We start from the raw sequence: 22,756 nt of genomic DNA, 5'->3' as shown, positions 1-22,756 counted from the left end.
GTTTCTACGTCTGGAAAAGCATGCCGGAGGGCCTGGCATGCGTGTACAGGGTGGAGACCAAGGGGCAGATGCGTCCGCATAGTGGAAGAAACAAGGCCGATCCCAATTCAGGAAACGGGCTGGCGGGGAATTTATCGCGGCTGCTTCTCGGGGTTGCGGCCCTGGCTGCGGTCGCGCCTGCCCAGGCCCTCGCCCAGATGCCTGCCGCGTCGACCGTGCAGGTGTCAGGCGCCGATACCGCAACGCGGCACAGGTTCAACATTCCCGCCCAGCCGCTGACCAACGCGCTCGGACAGTTCGGGCGCCAGTCCGGCCTGCAGGTGGTGTTCCCGGCGCAGGTGGGCGCCAATGTCCGTTCGACGGCAGTCATCGGCACGTTCTCGGCGGAGCAGGCGCTGTCACGGCTTCTCAGCGGCACCGGCATCGACTGGCAGGTGACCGGCGAAGGCGCGATCGTCGGCGGCGGACAGGCTTCGGCCCTATCCGGAGAGGCTGCCCCCGGCGATGGCGATACGGGGCTCGAGCTGGACGAGATCATCGTCACCGGGCGCGACGAGCGCTCGCTCTCCAGCGTGGCGCAGTCGGTCCAGGTTGTCAGGCAGGAGCAGATCAACGACGCGATCGCCCGCAGCGAGGATGCCGCCGATCTCATCGCGCGTGTGGTGCCGGGCTACGCGCCGCGCAACCAGACCATCTCGGGCGCTTCGGAAACCTATCGCGGCCGCAGCGTTCTCATCATGGTGGACGGGGTGCCGCGCAACACGCCGCTGCGCGATGTCTCGCGCATCCTCGCCACAATCGATCTCAACACCGTCGAGCGCGTCGAGGTCGTCGGCGGTGCGTCGAGCCTCTACGGCGCCGGCGCCACGGGTGGCATCATCAATTTCATCACCCGACGCGGCGAGAGTGACGACGCCAAGCCCAGGGTGACGGCACGGACGGGCTTTTCGGCTTTCACGCAAAACATCGGCCAGTCGATCGCACCGACCGGCAGCGTTCAGGTGGAGGGCAGGTCCGGCAACTTCGACTACTTCCTGTCGGCATCGGGAACGCAGAAACGGCGCACCTACGACGGACGCGGCAAGGAGATGGCATCCGACGCCATGCTCGGCCAGGGCGGCGGCGACCGCACCGGTTTCGGCAATCTGTTCGGCGTTCTGGGTTACGAAAACGGCCCCCACAGGTTCGAGCTGAGTGCGGACTGGACCTATGCCCGCCAGAACCCGGACTGGTTCACCAACTATGATGTCTCGCCCGTCGCGCCGAACTTCCTCGATCCCTATGTCGGCAAGCCGCTGATCGAGGATTCAACATACCTGACCGCAAAGTACACCTACAGAGACTTCCCTCTCGGCAATCTGGAAATCAAGGCGTTCTACAACGACATCACCAAGCAATCGCCCTTCAACAAGTTTTCCAGGGTCAATTCGCAAGTCTACATTCCCATCAACCCGCTGGTGCCGACGCTGCTGCCGTTGACGGTGGACCCGACGGCGAGTTTCAATCAGACGCGGCTCGAAGCCCGGCGCGCCGGCGTCAACCTCACGGTCAACTCGCCGATGGATTTCATCACCAGCGGCAGCAAGCTGACCTGGGGTCTCGACTACGTGTTCGACGAGACCACCCAGAAGCTCGTCAACGGCGTGGACGTTATTTCTCCCATGACGCAGAATGCCGTCGCCGGTTTCGCCCAGGCCGAGATTCCCGTCACCGAGCGGCTGCGGCTTCAGGGCGGGGTGCGCTTCGACAAGTTCTATCTGGATGTCGACGACTTCCGCCGGCCGGCGGCGGCAGCCCTCTTCGGCTCCAATCTGGTGGCACTCCCGGCGATCAACGTCCTGGGCGGCTCCTTCGACTATAGCCAGTGGACCTTCAACGCCGGCGCTGTCTTCGACGTCACCCGCGAGTTGCAGGCTTTCGGCAACTTCTCGCAAGGCTACAGCCTCACCGATATCGGCGGCTTCACCCGGCGGGCCGGGTTGAATTCCAACGCGGAAATCTGCGACGCCTACGGCACCACGGTCAGGCCGCTGCTGCCTTGCACCAATCCGGGCGACTTCACGATCAGCTATGCGGATATCGCGCCCGAGCCCCAGCTCGTGAACACTTTCGAGGCCGGACTGCGCGGCGACTGGGGCAAGTTCCGCGGCAGCGCCAGCGCGTTCCTGTCGACGTCGGACAACGGCGTCAACTACGATATCACGGCCAACCGCGTCTCCCAGCAGAAGGAGCGCATCTGGGGGTTCGAGTTCAACGGAGAGGCCGATCTCAACGCCATGTTCACGGTGGGCGCCTCGCTCGGCTATGTGGAAGGCAAGTACGATGCGAACGGCGACGGCCGTATCGGCTCCGACGAATATCTGCCGAACAACCGCATTCCCTCCAATTACAACGGCCTCGTCTATCTGGTGACGCGTTTCGAGAACGATCTGACGGTCCGCGGCGAGGTGGAGTTCTTCTCGGGGCGCGACCGCATCCCCGACAAGAAGCTCGACGGCGCGGCACTCGTGAATCTCTCCATCGGCAAGAAATTCAAGGGCAATCAATTCATCAGCGATCACGAGTTCAATGTCGCCGTGCGCAATCTCCTCGATCACGACTACATCAACCCGAGCGCCACCGCGACGCGCGACGCGAGAGTGCCGGGCCTCGGGCGGACGATCGCGGTGTCGTACAAGGCCACGTTCTAGATTCTTGAGTTTGCGCAGCTTTGTCGACGAAAAGTGGTATCCACTTTTCTGCGCGCTGCGCCAGGAGCGGCGGCGCATGGGCATATCCGTCACCCGAAACGGACGATGGGTCATACTGTTGGGCGCCCGACCCCGCAGCGGCGATGATGGCGAGCGCTACCTTGCCGCGCTCGAGGAAATCGGCGCCATCGGCGACGGCTATCTGCTGATGGTCGTCATCGAGGAGAAGATCGAACTCACGCCTGCGCAGAAGAAGGCGCAGAACCTCTGGTACAAGGCGACGCGAGACCGCATCAACGCCGCCTGCCGCGCCTGCGCCATCGTCCGGCCGGACGCGGACGCCGGAACGCAGGACGCGTTCGGGAAGCTCTACACTTTCCCCCTGCTGGTGACGAGGAACCGCGGTGAGGCTGAAACCTTTCTGGCCGCCCACGATGGGCGGGAGCCTGCCCGGTGAGCGCGACCGCTCATATCGATCCCGCGCGGCAGCAGCGTGATCGCCGGCGGCTGTTTGCCGTGCTTGCCGGGCTTTATCTCGCCCAGGGCATCCCGACCTATCTTTTCGCCGCCGCCCTGCCGGCCATCCTGCGCGAACAGGGCGTATCGCGCACGGCCATCGGCATGCTCTCGCTGCTGATGCTGCCGTTGATCCTGAAATTCCTCTGGGCGCCCCAGGTCGACCGCATCCGCCCGTTCGCGAAGGCGCATCGGGCGGGATGGGTGTGCATCACCCAGTGCGGCATGGTCGCCACCTTCCTGGCCATGACGATGATCGCGCCGACGGATGTCGGGGCGATCTTCGCCTTCGGCTTCGTCGCCGGCCTGCTGCTGTCGACGCAGGACATCGCCACGGACGGCTATGCCGCCAAATATCTCGCGCCGGAAGACCGGCCGATCGGCAACGCCATTCAGGGCGGGGCGGTGGCGCTTGGCGTCGTCGTCGGCGGGAGCGGCGGGCTGCTGCTCTACGACAGCCACGGGTGGGTGACGACCGTGACCGTCATGGCCGCCTTTTCGGCGGTGCCGCTCGCCGCCGCCCTGTTCATGCGGGAGGGCGATGCCGGCACGGCAGGCGCGCCCGTGGCCCGACCGTCGATCCGCCGCTTCCTGCGCCGTCCGGGTGCGCTGCAGGTGCTCTGGATCGCCCTCGTCTACCGGGCAAGCGAGGGCATGGTGAAATCGATGGAGGGGCCGTATCTCGTCGATGCCGGTGTGCCGCTCGATATCATCGGCTATCTCTCCGGCGGCGCCGCGCTGACGGTCGGGCTCGGCGGTTCGGCGCTGGCCGCGCTGCTCCTGCGGCGCCACGGCTCCGCGCGCGTGCTGGCCGCGCTCGGAGGGGTGCGCACGGTCTGCTTCGCCATCTTCGCCCTGCATGCGCTGGGTGCCGTCCCCGGCATCGGGGCGCTGTTCGGGGCCTCGTTCCTCCAGACGCTGATCCGCTACATGGAGATCGTCGCGCTCTACAGCCTCTTCATGTCGGTCACCTCGTCGGACCAGCCGGGCACCGACTTCACCCTCCTCGCCTGCGCACAACTCATCGTCTATCTGATCGGTTCGATGCTCGCAGGCCGCCTCGCCGACATGCTCGGCTACGACACGGTGTTCTCGCTCGCGACCGCCATTTCCGCGCTGGCCGTCATCGTCACCTGGAAGACGCTATCGGGCAGCCGCAACCCTGCGGCCGGCGCGGCGGAGGTCGAACCGTGACCATGCACCTGTCACTGCATGAAGGCGGTGACGAAACGGTCGCGCGACCGTATCAGATGCTCGCGCATGGCCTCTTCGGCGCCGCGCCCGTCACCGGCCCGCAAGGCGGCGATGATGCGTTCGTGCTCCCCGTTGGCATCCGTGGTGGCACGCGCATGGAAAGCGAGGCGGAACAGATGGATATGGGTGTGCAGCCGGTTCAGCGCGTCCTCCACCAGCGAATTGCGCCCCAGCGATGCAATGAACTGGTGGAACGTACCATCGAGCCTCGCGAACTCGCTGTAAGCCTGACGCGACTGGAGCGCGTCCATGCCCTGCAGCGCATGATGGAGAGCCTCGATTCGTCCCATGGCCTCATCGGTCATCGATTCAACCGCCCGGCCGGCGGCGAATGGCTCGAGCAGCAGGCGCAATTCATAGAGTTCGTCGAAGCGCCGGCGATCGATCTGCCCGGCAGCGCTGTAGCCGACCAGATGGGTCTTCACCACAAGTCCTTCGGCCTCAAGCCGTGAGAGAGCCTCCCGGATCGGGGTTTGCGAGATACCAAGCTCCCGCGCGAGGCTGTCCACGGCAATCCGGCCGCCGGGGGGGATTTTCAGGGACATGATCCATTCGTAGATCGCGTCATAGGCCTCGTCCCCAAGGCGTGCCGGCCTGCGCACCGGCCCCCTTTGCCGACGTCCCGAACTTTCTTTCAACATGGCCATCCCGTCTCTGCTTCCCGACCCGGCTTACAATAGCATAGTTTGCCACCATCGATCAGATATCAGATCGGATTTTATATCTTGCCAATTGCAAGCGCGCGATCACTGGAGCGGATCGCCGGCAAGACCTATCGGGACGAGTATGACGTCAGTGGGAGCGCTCATCCTGACGGCGGCCATCGTTGTCCTGGTTTCTGGTCCTTTCACCGCGCCATGAGCGCGGTAGGCATGCAATGCCGGTCTCCGGCACAAGTCGAGGTTCATTCCAATCGTCCATGCCATATCGGGACAGATCTCCGCTTGCGGTTCTGCAAGCGCCGCTGGTGGAACCACAACGTGCTTTCCTCCATGCAAACCACTAGATAGCCAGGAGCAGCGGATGAGCTGCGGCCATTGCCAGCAAATTGGTTGCAAGATGACGCCCATTCAACTTTACAGCTACCAGACCCCGAACGGCCACAAGGCCTCGATCATGCTCGAGGAAACGGGGCTTCCCTACGATGTTCACATCGTGGACATCGAGAAAGGCGATCAGTTCCGGCCTGAATTCCTCGTGCTCAATCCCAACAACAAGATTCCGGTGATCGTCGACCCGGACCGGCACCGGACAGTGTTCGAGAGCGGCGCGATCCTGCTGTACCTTGCCGATCGCTCAGGCGTGCTGAAGCCGCGGAACGAAACCGAAGCCGGGCTCACGCTGCAATGGATGCTGTTTCAGGCGGCGCATGTCGGGCCGGCACTCGGTCAGCTTTGGAACTACAAGGTCTTCGTGGCAGAAACGCTCCCTCAGGTCATCGCCCGTTTCGAGCGCGAGACGGCCCGCGTCTTGCGGGTGCTGGACGGCCAACTGGAACCGGAGCCATATGTCGTTGGCGGTCAGTTCGGCATTGCCGACGTGATGACCTGGCCCTGGATCAACGCCGCCTCGTCGAAGATCGGCGTCGATCTTGCTCCATATCCGCACATCGCCCGCTGGTTTGCTGAAATCGGGTCGCGGCCGGCCGTTCAGCGCGGTCTCCGCGTCCCGGCCCTCGATGAACGGAAGGCAGCCACGCCCGAATCCGGAGCTGCCTCATAAATCATGTCCGCGCAGGAGAAAAAAATCGCTCACCGCTCGGAGATGATCGTTTGGTCCGAACGATGAAGCCGCTTCCTTCTGTCGCCATCGTGGAAGTCATATGAGGCGTTTGCGGAGGTGGGCCGAAATCGTGTCGATCAGATAGACCGTGGCGATGATGAGGAAGATGATCGACCATGCCTCGGGCCAGCGGAAGGCGTGCATCCGGTCCGCCAGCAGGAAGCCGATGCCGCCGGCGCCGACGATGCCGAGGATCGTGCCGGAACGGGTGTTGGACTCGAATTCATAGAGGACGATCGACAGGATCACCGGCAGCGACTGCGGCAGGATCGCGTAGCGGATCGTTTGCAGGCGGCCGGCCCCGGAGGCCTTGACGCCGTCGACGGGCTTGCGCGAGGTGTTCTCGATGGCTTCCGCGAAAAGCTTGGCGAACAGGCCGATCTCCGAGACCGCGATGGCGAGGACGCCGGCAAGCGGGCCGAGCCCGAAGGCACGGATGAAGATCAGCGCCAGAATGACCTGCTCGACGGCGCGCAGCGCGTTGAAGCCAAGCCGCGACGTCAGCCGCAGCCAGCCCAACGGCATGATGTTCCTGGCGCCGAGCAGGGCGAGGGGCAGTGACACGACCGCCGCCAGCAACGTCCCGAGGAAGGCCATCGCTACCGTTTCCAGCAAGCCCTTGAGGATTTCGCGCCATTCCGTCCAGGTGGTCCACACATAGGGCGGAAACATGAAGGAGAGGATGTTGCCAAGCCGCGACAGGCCGACGGCGATCCGTTCCGGCGTCACGCCGAAGGCAACGAGACTATAGATCATCGGAGCGATCAGCCCGGCAACGATGACGAGGCGCATGATGCGCCCGGAGAGCGGCCTGTGGAAGGCGGCCGGAAGTTTCAGCCTTGCCGCATCGACGGGATCCTTGCCGGTGGCGGGAGAAACGTCGGTCATGTCCAGTGCTCCGAAAGGCCGATGATCCAGTGGCGCAGCTTCTCGCTGGCGAAGTCTATGATCATCACGGTGGCGAGGATGATGACGAACAGTGCCGAGAGGTCCGTATACTCCTGCAACGACATGGCGGTGCGGATTTCCTGGCCGAGACCGCCGGCGCCGACATAGCCGATGATCGAGGAGGAACGGACGTTGATCTCGAAGCGCAGCAGGGTATAGCTGATAATATTGGGAATGACCTGCGGCACGGCGCCGTAGCGCATCTGCTGCAGCCAGCTGCCACCCGATGCCTTGATGCCTTCCAGCGGCCGCATGTCGATATTCTCGTTGGCTTCCGAATAGAGCTTGCCGAGCGAACCGGTTGCATGGAGCGCGATCGCCAGCACGCCGGCCAACGGCCCGACGCCGAGGCAGAAGACGAAGATCAGCGCCCAGACCAGATCCGGCACGGTGCGGATGATTTCGAGATAGCGGCGCACAAGGAAGCACAGCCACGGATCGGGGCTGAGATTGCGTGCGGCCAGAAAACTCATGATGAAGCCACCGAAGACGGCAAGAACGGTCGCCGCATAGGCGATCAGCACAGTCTCGCCGAGCAGCGCGAACCACAGCTTCCAGCGCCAGAACCAGGCGGCAAGGTCGGAGCCGAGACTTTCAAGACGCAGCGTCGGGATCGTCTTGGCCAGATATTCACCGAGCCGCGGCAAGCCCGCCCACAATTTGGGCATGGACACACGCTCGCCGGAAGCGAGCGTGACCGGCATGGAGTCGAAGAAACCGCCGATATAGGCCGATATGAGCGTGGCGCCCGCAACGGCGAGCACGCCGACGACCTGAGCGCGGCGGGCGCTTTTGCGCGCCTGCGCATATTCCGTCTCGAAAACAGCTGTTTGGGCGATCGAAGACATGGCGCTTGATTCCGGTAGACAGGCGACGCCGGGCAGAGCCGGCGTCGCTCGATCGAGCCTCAGCCCTTGCGGCGCTGCTCGCGCAGCCATTCACGCATGTCGACGATCCACTGGTAACGATCGTGATTGACATCCACATAGCCGACGGCGTCGCTCCTTCCACCCATTTTTTCCTCGAAGGCTTCCGGGTCGTTCTTCGGCAGGTCCCTGATGGCAATCTTGACGGCTTCGATCAGCTCGGCCGGCAGGTTCTTGCGGGCGGTGACCGGACCGTTGGTGATTTCCGGTGAAGTCCAGATCCAGCAAATGGAATCGGCGGGGACCATGCCTTTCTCCACCATGTTCTGCGGGGTGCCGGCAGCCTGGCTGCGGATGGAGGTGGCGGATGCGTCATACTGCTTGTTGTAGACGCCCATCACACCCGTTTCATGCGAGCCGGAGAAGGGGATGGCGGAAAAGTAGGTATTGGGATCGTAGCCCTGCTGCAGCAGATTGAAGAAAGGTACGGCATAACCCGAGGTGGAGTCCGGATCGGCGAAGGCGAGAACCTTGCCTTTCAGGTCTTCGATCGACTTGTAGCCGGAATCGCAGCGTACGGTGACGACGGAAAAATAGCCGCTCGAGCCTTCTGCGTTCACTTCCGCGAGAATCGGCTCGACGCCGCCCTGGGTTTCAGTCCAGGCCGCAGCATAGGAGGACGAGCCGAACTCGGCGAATTCGATCTGGTCAGCGGCGATCGCTTGAACGACGCCGTCGTAATTGCCGGCGGTGAAGATTTCAACGTCGACACCGAGCTGCTTTTCGAGATAGGCCTCGAATTTCTCATGCCGTTTGATCCGGTCCTTCTCGTTCTCGCCCGAGAGGATGCCGAAGCGGATGGTCTTGTAGTTCTCCTTCCAGTCCTGCGCGTGGGCGGGCCCGGCAAGGGCAAGCGTGGCCGTCACGGCCACGGTCAAGAGGACGTTCTTCATCATAGGTCTCCAGATTGTAGTCCCGGCCGGTACTATTGCCGGAGCCGGAAGCGGGTCAGGCCACCGCCGTCTGCAAGCCGCGGTCGATGCCAGAGGGTGCCATGGGCTGGGACGCGACGGGCCGGGGCGCGATGGCCGTCGAGGTGACGGACTCGTCCAGCGCGCCGTCGATGCCGTAGATGTCCTTCAGCCGTTCCTGCGTCAGTTCTTCGGGCGCGCCTTCGAAGACGAGACGGCCGGCACGCATCCCGACGATATGGTCGCAATAGGCGCGGGCCGTGTCGAGCGTGTGCAGGTTGACGAGCACGGTGATGCCGTCCTCGCGGTTGATCTTGCGCAGCGCTTCCATGACGCGGGTCGCGTTGGCCGGATCGAGCGACGCAATCGGTTCGTCGGCGAGCATGATCTGCGGCTGCTGCACCAGCGCCTTGGCGATGGCGACGCGCTGTTGCTGGCCGCCGGAGAGGGTCCCTGCCCTTTGCAGCGCCTGGGGCAGCATGCCGAGGCGGTCGAGCGCCTGCACCGCCATGGCCGTCTCCTCCTTGCCGAAGCGCCGCACCAGCGTCGACAAGGGATTTTGATGGGCAACGCGGCCGATCAGGACATTGGTGAGAACGTCCAGCCGCTCCACGAGGTTGAACTGCTGGAAGATCATGGCGCAGGACGCCCGCCAGAGGCGCAGCTCCCGCCCCCTGAGCCTGGTGACGTCGCGCCCGCCGAACAGGATGCTCCCGTTCGAGGGCTCGACCAGACGGTTGATCAGCCTGAGCAGCGTCGACTTTCCCGCCCCGCTGCGTCCGATGACGCCGACCATCTGACCGGCCTCGACCTTCAGCGTAACGTCATCAACGGCATTCGTATGCCCGAATGTCTTCTTCAGGGAACACAGCTCAAGCATATACTCGACCTCATTTGATTAAAAGGCGCATCCTCCCAAATTTAATTTGGGAATTAAAATTTTTCATTTGCTGATAAATATATATGAGATCGATGACAGAATTATTAAAACTATGTCACTACTAATAGTATGATTGGATTTCACAGAAATTCATTCGCTATAAGCGGATGTTTACATTATTTGCGGAATAAATAATCAGCAAAAAGGGGGCAGAGGTGGATCGCGCCGGCCCGTACCCGCCCGCCATTGTCAGGCGGGTGCCGTGGGCAGGGGGCCGACGGCCCCGTCCGACCAGATGGGCCGCCCTTCCCTGAGGGTTGCCCGCACGCGGGGTATGCGGCCCCTTTCGGCGATGACGAGATCTGCTCTCAGTCCCTCCCCGATCCGGCCGCGATCCGAAAGGCCGAGAGCCGCGGCCGGGTTGGCGCTCGCCAGCGCCGCTGCCGCGGGCAGGCCACCGGAAGCCGTCTCGCCGAGGGCGAGCACCGCCGGCAGGATCGCCGGCGGATGATAGTCGCTGGCGAGAATGTCGAGCAGGCCGGCGGCGAAGGCTTCACGCGCCGAAAGATTGCCGGAATACGAAAGGCCGCGCAGGGCGTTCGGCGCCCCCATGGCGGTCGCCAGGCCGAGGCGCCGCGCCTCGACAGCCGCCTCGATCGTCACGGGAAACTCGCTGATCGCAACACCCAGCCCATGCAGCAGTGCGACCTTCTCGGCGCTGTCGTCGTCATGGGACGCGAGGACGACGCCGTGCTCGCGCGCGAGGCCGACAAGTCCGCGCACTGCCTCCAGGCTGTCACCGGCCTCTTCCCGCTGGGCGATGCGCCTGCTGACGATTTCGGCCGCCTCGGCCGTGCTGATCTTCCGCGCCGCCGCTATATAGGCGATGTGCTTTTCGATGTCGCGATACTGGCCCTGGCCGGGGGTATGGTCCATCAGCGAGATCAGATCGAGCGCGCCCTGCTTCAGGAGCGTCTCGACAACCCCCCGCGCGCGGGGGAACGTGATCTCGAAACGCGCGTGGACGCGATGGTCCACGAGCAGCTCGCCCTTCATCGCCGTCAGGGTCTCGATCAGCCAGCGCGTATTGTCTTCCGAGCGGATGTGGCCCTGAATGTTGCCGGCGTTGAAGGAAAGCGCCGCGTAGGCGGTGGTGACGCCGCTGGTCGCCAGCCGCTTGTCGAGTTCATAGATGCCGAGTTCGAGCGGCATGCGGACATTCGGTCGCGGCTCGACCTCCTTCTCGATCATGTCGCCATGCATGTCGATGAAGCCCGGCAGCAGCAGCCGTCCGCCACCGGTGAAATCCGCGCCCGCCACCGGCGCTTCCCGGATTTCGGCGATCCATCCGTCCTCGATTCTCACGGCGCCGCGCTTGATGACGCGGTCTGCCAGCACGATTTCGAAGTCACTCAGCCACATCGTCCGCCTCATCTGCGATCCCTATGGTTTCCAGCTTGATTTCCCGGTCGATCAGTCCGGCGACGTCTTCCGGATGGTGAAAGACGCCGATCATCGCCACGCCGGACGCCTTGAGTTCCGCCAGCCGCGCGACCAGCGCCCGGCGCGCGGTGCGGTCGAGCGACGCCGTCGGCTCGTCGAGCAGCAGCAGACGCTGCGGTAGGATCAGGGCACGGGCGAGATTGACCTTTTGCTGCTCCCCGCCGGAAAAGGTGGAAGGATAGGCCGGCCAGAGCTGCGGCTTGACGCCGAAGGCCGTCAGCCATCGGCGCGCCTGCGTCAGGGCCTCGGCATGGGGCGTGCCGGCGAGCCGTAGCGGCTCGGCGACGATCTCCTCGGCCGCCACACGCGGACGGGCATTGAGGAACTGCGTCACGAAGCCTATTTCGCGCCGGCGCAATACGGCGATATCGACGTCGGCGGCCGCGGCGAGGTCGATCACGCCTTCGTGCGTATGATAATAGGCATGGCCGGCCTGCGGCAAGTAGGAGCGATAGAGCGTGCGCAACAGCGTCGACTTGCCCGCACCGTTCTCACCCGTGAGCAGAATGAACTCGCCCTCGTCGAGCCGGAAATCGATATTGTCGAAGGCAAACAGGGTGCGCTTCAGGTGGTGCATGTCGAACTGCTTGGAAAGCCCTTCGACGCGCAGCACCGGTGCGGGCGGGCGTCCCGTGGAGGCGTGGATGTTCATGGCGCTCTCCCTCAGAGCTTGGCGTGCACGAGCTGTTGCGTGTATTCGTGCTGGGGGTCCTGGAAGATCTGATCCGCAAGCCCTTCCTCGACCACCTCGCCGCGGCGCATCACCATGACGCGATCGGCCATCGTGCGTATGACGCCGAGGTCGTGGGACACGAGGACCATGGTGATGGCGCGTTCACGCTGCAGCCGTTTCAGCGTGTCGAGGACGAGCGCCTGAACGCTGACGTCGAGGCCGGTGGTCGGCTCGTCGAGCAGCAACACCGCTGGTTCGAGCGCGATGGCCTTGGCGAGCTGCACACGCTGCTGCATGCCGCCGGAGAGCGTCGTCGGCCGCGCGTCCATGCGTGCGATCGGAAATTCCGATGCCTCCAGCGCCTCGCGCGCGCGCTGGCGCAGTTCGCCGAAATTGCGTTTCCCGGCGATCAGCAGCCGCTCGGCGACGTTGCCGCTGCTGGTATGTCTCATCCTCAATCCGAGATGCGGATTCTGGTAGACGATGCCGATGTGGATCGCACGCAGCATCCGCCTCCGGAAGCGGTCGAGGGTGAAGAGGTTGCAGCCCTCGTGGCCGGCAAGCGCCAGATGGTAGGTGCCGGCGTCCGGCGTATCCTCCAGATTCATCATCCTGAGCAGGGTGGACTTGCCCGAACCGGATTCACCGACGATACCGAGAACCTCCCCCGGATAGACGGTGACGTCGACATCGGCGAGCGCCTGCACATCGCCATAGCGCCGCGCGACGGCGCGCATCGTCAGGATCGGTCTGGTCTGCATCAGCCGCGGCGGCTGGCGCTCGACACCCCTCGGCGCAACCACACCAAAAGCAGTCATCGGGCCATCCTTCCGTTCTTGTACCAGGTCTCTCCGATCTCGATCTCCCCCCCTTCCGCCTTGCGGATATGCTTGATGCCGAAATGGCTGTCGGAGAGCTCGTAAAGGGAAGAGCCGTCTTCCTGCGGCAGTTCGTTCATGAAGTATCCCTTGACGCCGCTGCGCCAGCAGGTCTTGTCCTGATGGTCCTCGACGCGATAGGGCACGTCGTCGAACACCAGCGGTTCGACGCTGGTATAGGGCGGCACGGCGTAGATGCGCTTTTCGCGTCCCGCCGACAGGATCGTCAGGTGATCCGCCCGGTTGAGCTTCGGCACGTCCCAGCGCGGGATCGGCGAAGGCGTCATGACATGGCGGCCGTTGACCATGCTCGGATAGCTCGAGCCCTGCATGATCCTGCCCGACCTGACGAGCTGCTCGTACAGGATCAGCCATAGCTGGCCGTAATCGGCGTCAGCGTGCATCTCGCGGGCCACGGACATATCCGGCTGGACCGGGCGCAGTGGCTCCGGATTAGGCACCTGCAGCACGAGGATCTGATCCTCGTGCAGCTTTTCCTCGGGAACGCGATGGCGCGACTGGATGAGCGTCGCCTGCGTCGTATCCTCGGTTTCGACAATCCCGCCGACACGGCTGACGAACTTGCGGATGCTGGTGGCGTTGACGGAATCGTCGGCGCCCTGGTCGATCACCTTGACGACCGCGCCCGGCTTCAGGAGCGTCAGCGTCACCTGCAGCCCGCCGGTCCCCCACCCGCGCGCGATCGGTACCTCGCGGCTGGCATAGGGCACCTGATAGCCCGGCACCGCGATGGCCTTGAGGATACGGCGGCGGATTTCCCGTTTCGCGGATTCGTCGAGAAAGCCGTAGCTGAAGGCGGACCACGGCCTGGTCAGTTCACGAAGTTTCACAGCGCGGCCTCGCTCGTTTCATGGTGATCGTCCTGGTGATCGTCCTGGTGATCATCCTGGTGATCGTCTCCTTGGGCGGCGACGGCGACGGCCTGCTGCCGGTCCGCCTTGACGCGACGCAGCGCGTCGAGGTGGGACTGGAAAGTGACATAGTGGGGAAGCTTGAAGTGCACGCAGAAACCGGAGCTTTCGACCGCCTCGGTGTGGTAGAGCACGAATTCCTCATTCGAGGCCGGATGCGGATCGGGCTGGCTCGAGGCCAGATCCAGCGTCGCGGCGGCAATCACCTTCACCTCGTTCCAGCCGAAGGTGGCGGCAAATCCGAGCTGCAGGTCGCCGCCCGCCTTGGAGATCACCTCCGTCTGGCTGACGCGCACGCGCCCGGCGCTGAAGACGGTGCCGCGCGGATGGCGCATCCTGACCGGGGCCTCGGCGAGACGCAATTCGTTGACCGTCGGGTGCACCGTTCCGTAGCCGCGCATGGTCGAATAGCCGAGCGCCAGCGTGCCCCCGGTGTCCGCGCGGGCGAGACTCTGCAGCTTGTGGGCGCGGCTGACGGGAAAGAGCAGCGGTTCGCGGGTGATGTCCGGAATGTCGTCGGGCTCGACGGATGCGGCCGGATAGTCGGGAATGAGTTCCTGCGCCTTCTGCCATTCGGCGAGCGAAGGCTGGATGGCCGGGGCGGGCTTTGCAGCCGGCTCCACGGGCGCGGGCCGATAATCCTCGCCGTTCAGGACGCCGACCTGCAGGAGACGATGGGAATAATCGAGCGTCGGTCCGAGGATCTGCCCGCCAGGAATATCCTTGAAAGCGGCGGAAATGCGCCGGACCGTGAAGAGATCCGCCTGCCGGACGGGCTCCGCCACGGCAAGGCGCGGCTGTGTGGTGCGATAGGCGCGCAGGAGCAGCAGAGCCTCGTAGAGATCGCCGCCGGACTGGACGAGCGCCAGCGCCGCGAGGTCGCGATCGTAAAGCGAGGCCTCCCCCATGAGACGGTCGACGAGATAGGGAAGACCGTCACGCACTGCCTCGACCCTGTCGCGGCCGATCGGGCCGAGATCCTCGCGATACAGCCTCTCGGCCTGCTCGATGGCGCGCTCGCCGCCGCGGGTTGCCATGTAGGCCATTACAACACCTCGACTTTCGTGGAACGGGGAATGCCGATCAGCCGGTCGCCATCGACAAGATAGAGATCGAAACCGAGCGGATAGCGGAGCGCGTTCTCGCGCATCGGCCAGAAGGAGGGATCGATGCCGCCCGCTTGCAGCGTGGCCGCTTCCCTGATGCCCGGCCCTGAAAGGCGCAGGCTTGGCCCCCGATCGACTGGCCCCCGATCGACTGGCCCCCGGTCGATTGGCTCCCGGTCGATTGGCTCCTGGCTGAAGCGCGCCGGCACGAACAGTGTCGCCGCCTCATCCGGATAGGAGAGCGTGCCGGCACGCAGCCCGGCCAGCGCCGTCACGTCGTCCTGCGAACCGGCAGGTGCGAAGACATAGTCGGCCTCGGCAAGGGAGACCGCCCGCGCACCGGTTTCGGCAAGCCGTACGGCCAGCGCCGTGTCGTCCCGGACATGAAAGCTGCATTCGCGATCGATCAGGCTTTCGGCGAGCGCCGCGAAACCGGCAACGGGAACGCGCCGGACGAGGCCCGGCCGGGCGAGCGCCCACATCAGTGCCTCGAAGACGGCATTGGCGCGGCTATCCTCGGCCGTCGGGAGAATGGCAAGGCTCATGGCTCAGAAGGTCTCCATGTCGACGCGGGTCGCCTCGACCTTGCGAAGCCGTTCACGGTCATTGTCCTGCTGATGGCGCCATTCGCCGTCGAGAAACGCGACGATGACATCCGTGCGGTGTCCGGCCGCGATGGCGGCATCGAGGACGGCGATCGCCATGGCGTGTTCGAGATCGCGGCCCGTGACGGCGCCGTAACCCTCCGCACCGCGTGCCGGCACACGAATATAGGCCTCCGCCACCAGCACCTCGCCGAGATGGAAAGCGGTGTTGCGAACGGTGTCGATGAAGGGCAGCATCGCAAGCCCCGTGCGGTTGGCAAGCACGGAGACCTCGCCGAGATCGGTCAGCACCTCGTCCGCACAGGACTTGATGGCATCGGGCCGGCTGGCGGCGAGAATGCCGAGCGCCTCGTCATGCCGATAATGCCCGATGACCGGATCGCCGGCCCCTGATTCAGTCATTGCCTTTCCTTTCGTGCGATGTCGTGTCGACGTGCATTTCGTCCGGCTGGTCGTCATGCGTGATCACGAACTGGATGCGCCCGCCCGCCCAGACACCGTCTGAATAGGCGATCGGCCGGCCCTCCAGATCGACGTCGACCTTCTGCATGGCGAGAACCGGCTGTTCCGGCGGCTGTGCGAGCAGGCGGGCTTCCTCGGCAGTCGGCAGACGGGTGAAGATCGTGGTGCTGTGGCGGACATAATCCGTGATGCCGTAATCCTTGTAGATCTGCGTCATCGACGCGCTCTCCCGCCGGCGGAGGTGGATGTCGGGAAATCTCGCCACCGGATGGTAGTTGCGGCCGTAGCTGATCGGTATGCTGTCGGCGAAACCCCGGCGCTGGATCATGTAGACCGGCGCGCCCTCCCGGATATGCAGGGCGGCAGCAATCACGGGCGGAGCCGGCATCTCCAGGTCTTCGATCGGCTGGCCAGACGGGACGCGCCCCTCCCCCTTCAGGTTGCGGTTGAAGCGCGTGCGCAGCGCGATGCTGTAACGGATCACGGAATACTCTTCCACGAACGTGCCCCGCCCCTGCTCCACCCGCACCTTTCCAGCCGCGACCAGCCCAGCGATCGCGCGCCGCACCGTATGACGGCCCACGCCGAACCGCTGCATGATCTCCGTTTCGTTCGGCAGCCGCGAGCCGGGGGCGAAGACGCCGGACGCGATATCCCGGCTGATCCGCTCCTCGACAGCCCGCCACTGCCCCCTTTGGGGGCGGCCGGAAGATTCTGTTTCTGCCCTTTTCATTCGGATGAATCTTAAATCATTCGGATGTTTTTTGGTAGCAGTTTTGGATGACAGTTATGTGTAGTCGGTCAAGACAGGACCTGCCGGCGGGCCCGTGCGAGTATGCGCGGTCTTTCAGGGGAACTGCCGCCGGCGCAGCCAGTCGGCGATCATCCGGCTGGCCGCGACCGCCGCCGAGGCTGCGTCGAGACCATCGAGCAGCGCCAGGAGGAAAGCGCCGCCAAAGCGGTCGCCGGCGCCGACGGTGCTGACGCCTGTCACTGCGGGCGCTGTCTCGACCTCGGTTGTCCGATGCCCGTCATGGAGGGTGATGCGGCGCGCCCCATCGGTCAGAACCAGCATTTTCAGCCGCGGGCCGGCGATCGCGGCGGCACGCGGCCACACCGACCGCGGATCGTCGCCGGCATCGGTGCGCGATGAGACGACATAGTCGACCGGCCGCGGCACGGCGGGCCGCAACGGCAATTGCGACACCACGAGCGGCATGTCGCGGAGCGTCGCGACGAGCGCCTCGTCAAGCCGGAGCGCGTTGATATAGGCGGCGTCGCCCGCAAGCGGTCCCTTCGCCGAGAACAGCTTGCGGGCACCCCTGGCGGGAGCGAGGATGGTCCTTTCGCCGTCGGGCTCGAGCAGGATCTCGAGTGGCACCGTCTCGCCCGGTGTCATCGTCACGTGGGCGGTGTCGAAGCCCGCCTCCTTCAGCGCCGCGAGCGCCGAAAGGCCCCGCTCGTCCTGCATCAGCGGCGTCACCAGGGTCACGGCCGCGCCGAGTTCGAGCAACTGGCAGCCGGTATGGAAACCGCCGCCGCCGATCCGGATACTGCGCTCCGAAAACCGCAGCCGCCCGCCTCGCCGCAGCGGGTCTTCGAGCTGCCAGATGCGGTCGTGATGGACCCCGCCGATGACGACGACCCGATGCATCGCCCCGCCTATCGCTCGTCCGCGCCCGGCGCCAGTGCCTCGACGATGAAACGCTGCGCGAGCAGGAAGACCAGCAGCACGGGCACCACCGAAAGCAGGCTGGTCGCCATCAACGGCCCCCACACGCGGTCGGTGCCCTCGAGATCGGCGAAGGCGGCTATCCCGGTCGTCAGCGTCTTCTTGAACCGGTCTTCGAGAACGAGCTGGCCCCAGAGATAGATGTTCCACGCGCCCATGAAGGAAATCACCGACAGCGCCGCGATTGCCGGCAGGACGTTCGGGATGCCGATCTGCGTGAATTGCCGCCACAGCCCGGCGCCGTCCATGCGCGCCGCCTCGAACATGGAGGCCGGCAGCGACCGGAACGCCTGCCGCATGTAGAAGACATAGAAGCCGATATAGGGAATCGACGGAATGATCATGGCGCCGTAGGTGTCGAACGCCTGCAGCTTCACCACGGCGATATAGGTCGGAATGATGGCGAGCACCGCGGGAAAGGACATGGTCGCGATCACGAACCAGAACAGCGTCTGCCGCCCCGGAAAGACCATCCGGCCGAAGGCGAAGCCGGCGGGAACGGCAAGGACGAGTTTTCCGAGCGTGATCAGCGTGGCGGTGATGATCGAGTTCCAGAGCCATGTCCAGATCGGATGGCGGCCCGCCGCATCCGTGAAGTTCGCAAGCGTCGGCTCTTCCGGCCACAGCCGGATGGCGCGCGCGGTGATCATGTCGTTCGGCGTGAAAGCCGCGGTGAGCATCCACACCAGCGGAAAGACGGTCGCCAGACTTGTGACCAGCAACGCCCCGTGGAGCACCAGCCGGTGAAACGCACGGGGCAGCAAAACCGCGTTCATCCGTAATGGACCTTGTTTTCACCCAGGCGGAACTGCAGCCAGGTGGCGGCCAGCACGACGGCGATGATGATGACGGCGACCGCGCTTGCCTGCCCGAACTGGAAGAATTGTAGCCCCTGCTGCCAGAGGAAATAAAGCAGGCTCGAACTTCGCCCCGCCGGACCGCCATGGGTGAGCACGTCGATGACGCCGACAATGTCATCGAGGACGTGAAACAGCGTCGTGACACTGATGAAGAAAGCGGTGGGCGTCATCAGCGGCAGGCTGATGGTGAAGAAATGGCGGCCCGGCCCCGCTCCGTCGAGCTGCGAAGCCTCACGCAGCTCCGGCGGGATATTGGCAAGCGCCGCCAGCCACAACAGCATGTTGAGCCCGAAAGTCTTCCAGAAGGTGACGAGACAGACGCACAGCAGCGCCAGATCCGGATCGGTATGCCAGCGCGATTTCGGAAAGCCGAAATAGCTGAACAGCTCGTTGACTGGATTCAGCATCCAGGACCACGCCACCCCGGCGACGGAATAGGCGACGATCGTCGGCAGGAACAGGCTGCCGCGATAGAGGCCCTGCAGCGGCGAATGGCGCACGGCATGGATCATCACCGCCAGCAGGAGCGGCAGCACGATCTGCGCCGGGATCAGGATGGCGCAATAGAGCAACGTATTCCAGGCCGACAGCCTGAAATCGACGCTGTTGAGCATCGCCGCGTAATTCCTCGTCCCGACGAAGCCGATCTCCGAGGAAAGCAGGTTCCAGTCGAGCACCGACAGCACCACCGAGGCGATGAGCGGGCCGTAGAGGAAGACGGCGACGGACAGGACGGCCGGCCCCACGAAGAAATAGGGGGCCAGCTTTCTCAGGCCGGCGCGCGTGGCGGGACCGATTACGCCGAGATCAGCACGTCCAGTTCCTGATGCGCGCCTTTCAGCCCCTCGGGCACCGTCACTTCCTCCAGCAGCATGCGCGAGACCCATTTGCGCCATACCTCCTGCCCTTCGAGACCACGCTTGCCCGGCCAGATCGTCTCGGCCGTCAGGCCGTCCGTGAGCTGGGCGGCGGCGGGCGTCATGAAGTCGTTGATCAGCGGCACGTCGTGGATCGAGGTGTTGAGATAGCCGACCTCCGCCCAGATCGATTGTCCCTCCTTCGAAGCGCAGAATTCGAGGAAGGCGAGCGAGGCTTCGGCCTGTTCCTTGTTGCGGGCGTAAATGGCCAGGAAGTTACCCCCGCTGTTGAGCTTGCGCGGATGGCCGGCAAGACCGGGGAACTTGGCGGTAACCGCTTTCGCGTGGCCGAAGGGGAAAGTCGCCGCCCGCGTCGAACTCGTGGTGCAGACGGCCAGCGCGCCGGATTCGAAGGCGGCATCCTGCTCCTTGCCGCTGACCGGGATCCACAGCCCCTCATGCGCCGGGGCACAATATTCCGTCATGCCGGCAACGGCTTCCGGGCTGTCGAGGGCGAGCTTGCCGTCCGGATCGATGATGTAGCCTCCGGCATTCTGGATGAAGGACTGGCTCGTCCACTCGTTGTTGGAGAGCGCAAGCGCCGAGCGGTAGGCGGGATGCTTGCCCTTGAGCGCGGCGTCGAGCCTGCGGGCGCTGTCGTAAAGCCATTGCGTATCGGGATTGTCCGGCAGCGCCGGATCGAGGCCGGCTTCCTGCCACAGCGCGCTGTTGATGAAGGTGATCGGGGTGGACATCGCCCAGGGCAGGCCGATCACGGCGCCGTCGATGGTCACGAGCGGCAGCACGGACGGGCGGAAGTTGGCGAGGATCGCCTCGGCACGGGCAGCGTCGATCTCGTGCAGATCACGCACGCCGAGGGTCCGCCTGGCGAAATAGCCGAACTTCCAGCCCGTGATCATCATCGCCGGCGGACGGCCGGCGGCAGTGCTGGCGACAGCCTTGGCGACCGCCGCCTCGTAGTCGCCATCGAAGCGATTGGTCACGGTCACGCCGAGCTGCTTGTCGTTGAAGGCATCGACGACCTTCTGGAACGGCTTGTCGGCACCCCAGGGGCTGGAGACTTCGACCGCCGCATCCGCGGAATGCGCCCGCGGGCTTGCCATCAGGCTCGCCCCCGCGGACAGCGCGACGCCGGCCACGAACTGGCGGCGACTGATCTCGATCATTTTCCGCTCCTCATCATTCGGATGATAGGTTCATCATTCGAATGCCTTCTAGCGCTGCTTGATAACAGCCGTGTGAAGCCTGCCTGGCTTCACAGTCTTGGTTTCTATTCTACCTGCCGGGTTTTTCGGGGGAATGACAGCGACGGAAACAGGGTGACGATTGCAACCAAGTCATTCGAAAGGTATTGAATATCCGGATGAATTTGAATCAAGTCGAATCAATCGGGAGAAGGAATGACGAGCAAACCGTCTCACGGGCAGTGGCAGCAGGTCGAGGACGATATTGCCCAGGATATATTGACCGGCCGGTTGTCTCCGAAGACACAGCTTCCCAAGGAGGCGGACCTGATGGAGCGTTTCGGCGTCGGGCGCCATACCATCCGCCGGGCCATTTCCCGCCTTCAAAGTCGCGGCCTGGTGCAGGTCGAGCAAGGCAGAGGCACTTTCGTGAGGGACGGACGCCTTGAGTATCGCCTTTCCGAGCGCACGCGCTTTTCGCAAAACCTGCTCGATCAGGGCAAGGAACCCTTCGGACAGGCAATCCGCGAGGAGGAGATCCCTGCTTCCGCCAGTGTCGCGGAGGCCCTGCGGCTGCCGCGCGGCGAGCCGGTCTACCATATCGTCCGGCGCGGTTTTGCTGACGAGGAACCGATAAACTTCTCGAATGCCTATTATCCCGTCCGCCGTTTCCCCGGTTTCGACAAGGCGCGGCGCAACGGGCGAAGCGTCAGCCTCATCCTCGCCGAATATGGCATTCCGGACTATATCCGCCTGCGCACCGATATTCTGGTCAGGATGCCGACACCGGAAGAAGCGCGCCATCTCGATCTGTCCATCGACAAACCGGTCATCGTCTCGAAAAAGGTCGATGTCGACATGAAAGGAACGCCGATCGCCTATTCGGAAAGCGTCTGGCCGGGCGAACGGGTTCAGTTTTCCGTCGACAATACGAGCCAGCTCCTGGACGCGCTCGCACGCAACAGCGACCTCTGACCGCGGTTCACGGGCGGTGATGCAGACCCGGCGGGGTATGGCTGAACACCTGGAGGTTGCGCACCCAGGGCCAGCCGGGGGCTGGTCACGCCCGCAGCCGCCCCATTCGCATCATCGTCACTCTCCCTACACAATATTCGTCTACCGCGAGGCGCGCTGCAAATGCGGACCCTCGCCGCACGGCGTGACCTGCCGCGTCAAACCAGACAGGCACCGTTCTTCGGATAAATTTGATGCGTCAACAAAGGGATAGCGCGGCTGCACTGATTCAGATCACCTCGTCGCCGCGCCGGCGGAGACGGGGTATCGGTTTCGGGGCGCTCAGCACATCTTCCGGATTGGCCCCTGCATGAGGACACAATGGACAGCGGCAACGATGGTCTGCCGGCGGGCAGGGAACTCGGCGAGACGCCGCTGATCCACCCTGGCGCCTCCGTCACCCGATGCACCCTTGGCCGGTATGTCGAGATCGGCGCGGGCAGCGCGCTGACGGAGGTTGACTTCGGCGACTACAGCTACACCGCCGCCCATGCGGACATTGCCTATGCGACGGTCGGCAAGTTCTGCTCCATCGCAGCGATGACACGCATCAACCCCGGCAATCACGCCACCTGGCGCGCCAGTCAGCACCATTTCACCTATCGCTCGCGCATGTACGGCCTCGCCGACAGCGACGACGACACCTTCTTCGACTGGCGGCGCGACCACCACGTCACGCTCGGGCACGACGTGTGGCTGGGGCATGGGGCGATCATCCTTCCCGGCAACGATGTCGGCATCGGAGCCGTCGTCGCGGCGGGCGCCGTGGTGAGCAAGCCCGTCGATCCCTATACCATCGTCGCCGGCGTACCCGCCCGTCCCGTCAAGCGGCGTTTCTCGCCGGCGGTCGCCGAGCGTCTGATGGCGCTCGCCTGGTGGGACTGGCCCCACGAGCGGCTGAAGGCGGCGTTGCATGATTTCCGTGACCTTCCCATCGAGGCATTCATCGAGAAACACGGCACGTGACGGGCGGCCCCGCTGTCATGCCCGTGTCGCCGCGATTGCCTAAACCCTCCGGTCGA

23 protein-coding genes are annotated in these 22,756 nt (G+C 64.4%); 6 read left to right on the top strand and 17 right to left on the bottom strand.

All coding sequences use genetic code 11. The annotated features are described in order from the left end of the window. Positions 1-20 precede the first annotated feature (20 nt). The 3 genes from ACUSIJ_RS15890 to ACUSIJ_RS15880 all read left to right on the top strand — a co-directional run bounded on the left by ACUSIJ_RS15890 (position 21) and on the right by ACUSIJ_RS15880 (position 4,400). Positions 21-2,690, top strand: coding sequence for a TonB-dependent receptor domain-containing protein (locus ACUSIJ_RS15890; RefSeq protein WP_449309387.1), 2,670 nt, complete (start codon positions 21-23; stop codon positions 2,688-2,690). 118 nt (positions 2,691-2,808) lie between these two features. Continuing rightward, positions 2,809-3,147 carry a hypothetical protein gene (locus tag ACUSIJ_RS15885; RefSeq protein WP_449309386.1) on the top strand — a complete coding sequence of 113 codons (339 nt, stop codon included), beginning with the start codon at positions 2,809-2,811 and terminating at the stop codon, positions 3,145-3,147. Next, complete coding sequence (locus ACUSIJ_RS15880; protein ID WP_449309385.1) at positions 3,144-4,400, top strand: RhtX/FptX family siderophore transporter; 1,257 nt, start codon at positions 3,144-3,146, stop codon at positions 4,398-4,400. Before ACUSIJ_RS15885 ends, ACUSIJ_RS15880 begins: the two co-directional genes overlap by 4 nt. An 11-nt stretch (positions 4,401-4,411) precedes the next feature. On the opposite strand, the gene ACUSIJ_RS15875 is transcribed toward ACUSIJ_RS15880, so the two are convergent. Next, positions 4,412-5,107 (bottom strand): GntR family transcriptional regulator, encoded by a 696-nt coding sequence (locus ACUSIJ_RS15875; RefSeq protein ID WP_449309384.1) that lies wholly within the window; start codon positions 5,105-5,107, stop codon positions 4,412-4,414. Between the two features lie 376 nt (positions 5,108-5,483). On the opposite strand from ACUSIJ_RS15875, the gene ACUSIJ_RS15870 reads away from it, so the two are divergent. Then, positions 5,484-6,182, top strand: a complete 699-nt coding sequence (locus ACUSIJ_RS15870) for a glutathione S-transferase family protein (protein WP_449309383.1) — start codon at positions 5,484-5,486, stop codon at positions 6,180-6,182. Between the two features lie 96 nt (positions 6,183-6,278). On the opposite strand, the gene phnE (ACUSIJ_RS15865) is transcribed toward ACUSIJ_RS15870, so the two are convergent. The 16 genes from phnE (ACUSIJ_RS15865) to ACUSIJ_RS15790 form a co-directional block, all read right to left on the bottom strand. Next, positions 6,279-7,130: a phosphonate ABC transporter, permease protein PhnE gene (gene phnE / locus ACUSIJ_RS15865; RefSeq protein ID WP_449309382.1), complete on the bottom strand. Its 852-nt coding sequence runs from the start codon at positions 7,128-7,130 to the stop codon at positions 6,279-6,281. Next, positions 7,127-8,038: a phosphonate ABC transporter, permease protein PhnE gene (gene phnE / locus ACUSIJ_RS15860; RefSeq protein WP_449309381.1), complete on the bottom strand. Its 912-nt coding sequence runs from the start codon at positions 8,036-8,038 to the stop codon at positions 7,127-7,129. Before phnE (ACUSIJ_RS15860) ends, phnE (ACUSIJ_RS15865) begins: the two co-directional genes overlap by 4 nt. Positions 8,039-8,097: 59 nt before the next feature. Further along, complete coding sequence (phnD, locus tag ACUSIJ_RS15855; RefSeq protein ID WP_449309380.1) at positions 8,098-9,012, bottom strand: phosphonate ABC transporter substrate-binding protein; 915 nt, start codon at positions 9,010-9,012, stop codon at positions 8,098-8,100. A 52-nt stretch (positions 9,013-9,064) separates the two neighbouring features. Beyond that, the gene (phnC, locus tag ACUSIJ_RS15850; protein WP_449309379.1) at positions 9,065-9,907 is read right to left on the bottom strand and encodes a phosphonate ABC transporter ATP-binding protein; all 843 of its coding nucleotides are present in this window, start codon (positions 9,905-9,907) and stop codon (positions 9,065-9,067) included. A gap of 249 nt (positions 9,908-10,156) precedes the next feature. Beyond that, positions 10,157-11,329: an alpha-D-ribose 1-methylphosphonate 5-triphosphate diphosphatase gene (locus ACUSIJ_RS15845; RefSeq protein ID WP_449309378.1), complete on the bottom strand. Its 1,173-nt coding sequence runs from the start codon at positions 11,327-11,329 to the stop codon at positions 10,157-10,159. Then, entirely contained in the window at positions 11,316-12,062 is a 747-nt protein-coding gene (locus ACUSIJ_RS15840) for a phosphonate C-P lyase system protein PhnL (protein WP_449309377.1), read from the bottom strand. Before ACUSIJ_RS15840 ends, ACUSIJ_RS15845 begins: the two co-directional genes overlap by 14 nt. A gap of 11 nt (positions 12,063-12,073) precedes the next feature. Then, the gene (locus tag ACUSIJ_RS15835) at positions 12,074-12,901 is read right to left on the bottom strand and encodes an ATP-binding cassette domain-containing protein (protein WP_449309376.1); all 828 of its coding nucleotides are present in this window, start codon (positions 12,899-12,901) and stop codon (positions 12,074-12,076) included. After that, complete coding sequence (locus ACUSIJ_RS15830) at positions 12,898-13,812, bottom strand: alpha-D-ribose 1-methylphosphonate 5-phosphate C-P-lyase PhnJ (protein WP_449309375.1); 915 nt, start codon at positions 13,810-13,812, stop codon at positions 12,898-12,900. Before ACUSIJ_RS15830 ends, ACUSIJ_RS15835 begins: the two co-directional genes overlap by 4 nt. After that, the gene (locus ACUSIJ_RS15825) at positions 13,809-14,939 is read right to left on the bottom strand and encodes a carbon-phosphorus lyase complex subunit PhnI (RefSeq protein WP_449309374.1); all 1,131 of its coding nucleotides are present in this window, start codon (positions 14,937-14,939) and stop codon (positions 13,809-13,811) included. Before ACUSIJ_RS15825 ends, ACUSIJ_RS15830 begins: the two co-directional genes overlap by 4 nt. Then, positions 14,939-15,544, bottom strand: a complete 606-nt coding sequence (gene phnH / locus ACUSIJ_RS15820; RefSeq protein ID WP_449309373.1) for a phosphonate C-P lyase system protein PhnH — start codon at positions 15,542-15,544, stop codon at positions 14,939-14,941. Before phnH ends, ACUSIJ_RS15825 begins: the two co-directional genes overlap by 1 nt. 3 nt (positions 15,545-15,547) lie before the next feature. After that, entirely contained in the window at positions 15,548-16,006 is a 459-nt protein-coding gene (locus ACUSIJ_RS15815) for a phosphonate C-P lyase system protein PhnG (RefSeq protein WP_449309372.1), read from the bottom strand. Then, on the bottom strand, positions 15,999-16,799 hold the full coding sequence (gene phnF / locus ACUSIJ_RS15810; RefSeq protein WP_449309371.1) for a phosphonate metabolism transcriptional regulator PhnF: 801 nt from the start codon (positions 16,797-16,799) through the stop codon (positions 15,999-16,001). Before phnF (ACUSIJ_RS15810) ends, ACUSIJ_RS15815 begins: the two co-directional genes overlap by 8 nt. A 114-nt stretch (positions 16,800-16,913) precedes the next feature. Beyond that, on the bottom strand, positions 16,914-17,720 hold the full coding sequence (locus ACUSIJ_RS15805; RefSeq protein ID WP_449309370.1) for a PfkB family carbohydrate kinase: 807 nt from the start codon (positions 17,718-17,720) through the stop codon (positions 16,914-16,916). Positions 17,721-17,728: 8 nt separating this feature from the next. Further along, positions 17,729-18,574 (bottom strand): carbohydrate ABC transporter permease, encoded by an 846-nt coding sequence (locus tag ACUSIJ_RS15800; RefSeq protein ID WP_449309369.1) that lies wholly within the window; start codon positions 18,572-18,574, stop codon positions 17,729-17,731. Next, positions 18,571-19,404: a carbohydrate ABC transporter permease gene (locus ACUSIJ_RS15795; RefSeq protein WP_449309368.1), complete on the bottom strand. Its 834-nt coding sequence runs from the start codon at positions 19,402-19,404 to the stop codon at positions 18,571-18,573. Before ACUSIJ_RS15795 ends, ACUSIJ_RS15800 begins: the two co-directional genes overlap by 4 nt. A gap of 50 nt (positions 19,405-19,454) precedes the next feature. Then, positions 19,455-20,702 (bottom strand): extracellular solute-binding protein, encoded by a 1,248-nt coding sequence (locus tag ACUSIJ_RS15790; RefSeq protein WP_449309367.1) that lies wholly within the window; start codon positions 20,700-20,702, stop codon positions 19,455-19,457. A gap of 234 nt (positions 20,703-20,936) precedes the next feature. Between ACUSIJ_RS15790 and phnF (ACUSIJ_RS15785) the strand changes: the two genes are divergently transcribed. Both phnF (ACUSIJ_RS15785) and ACUSIJ_RS15780 read left to right on the top strand, forming a co-directional pair. Continuing rightward, entirely contained in the window at positions 20,937-21,695 is a 759-nt protein-coding gene (phnF, locus tag ACUSIJ_RS15785; protein WP_449309366.1) for a phosphonate metabolism transcriptional regulator PhnF, read from the top strand. Between the two features lie 360 nt (positions 21,696-22,055). Next, positions 22,056-22,700: a chloramphenicol acetyltransferase gene (locus tag ACUSIJ_RS15780; RefSeq protein WP_449309365.1), complete on the top strand. Its 645-nt coding sequence runs from the start codon at positions 22,056-22,058 to the stop codon at positions 22,698-22,700. Positions 22,701-22,756: the final 56 nt, after the last annotated feature.

Source organism: Pseudochelatococcus sp. B33, from assembly GCF_053570585.1.
This window is presented reverse-complemented; position numbering and strand designations above follow the sequence as displayed.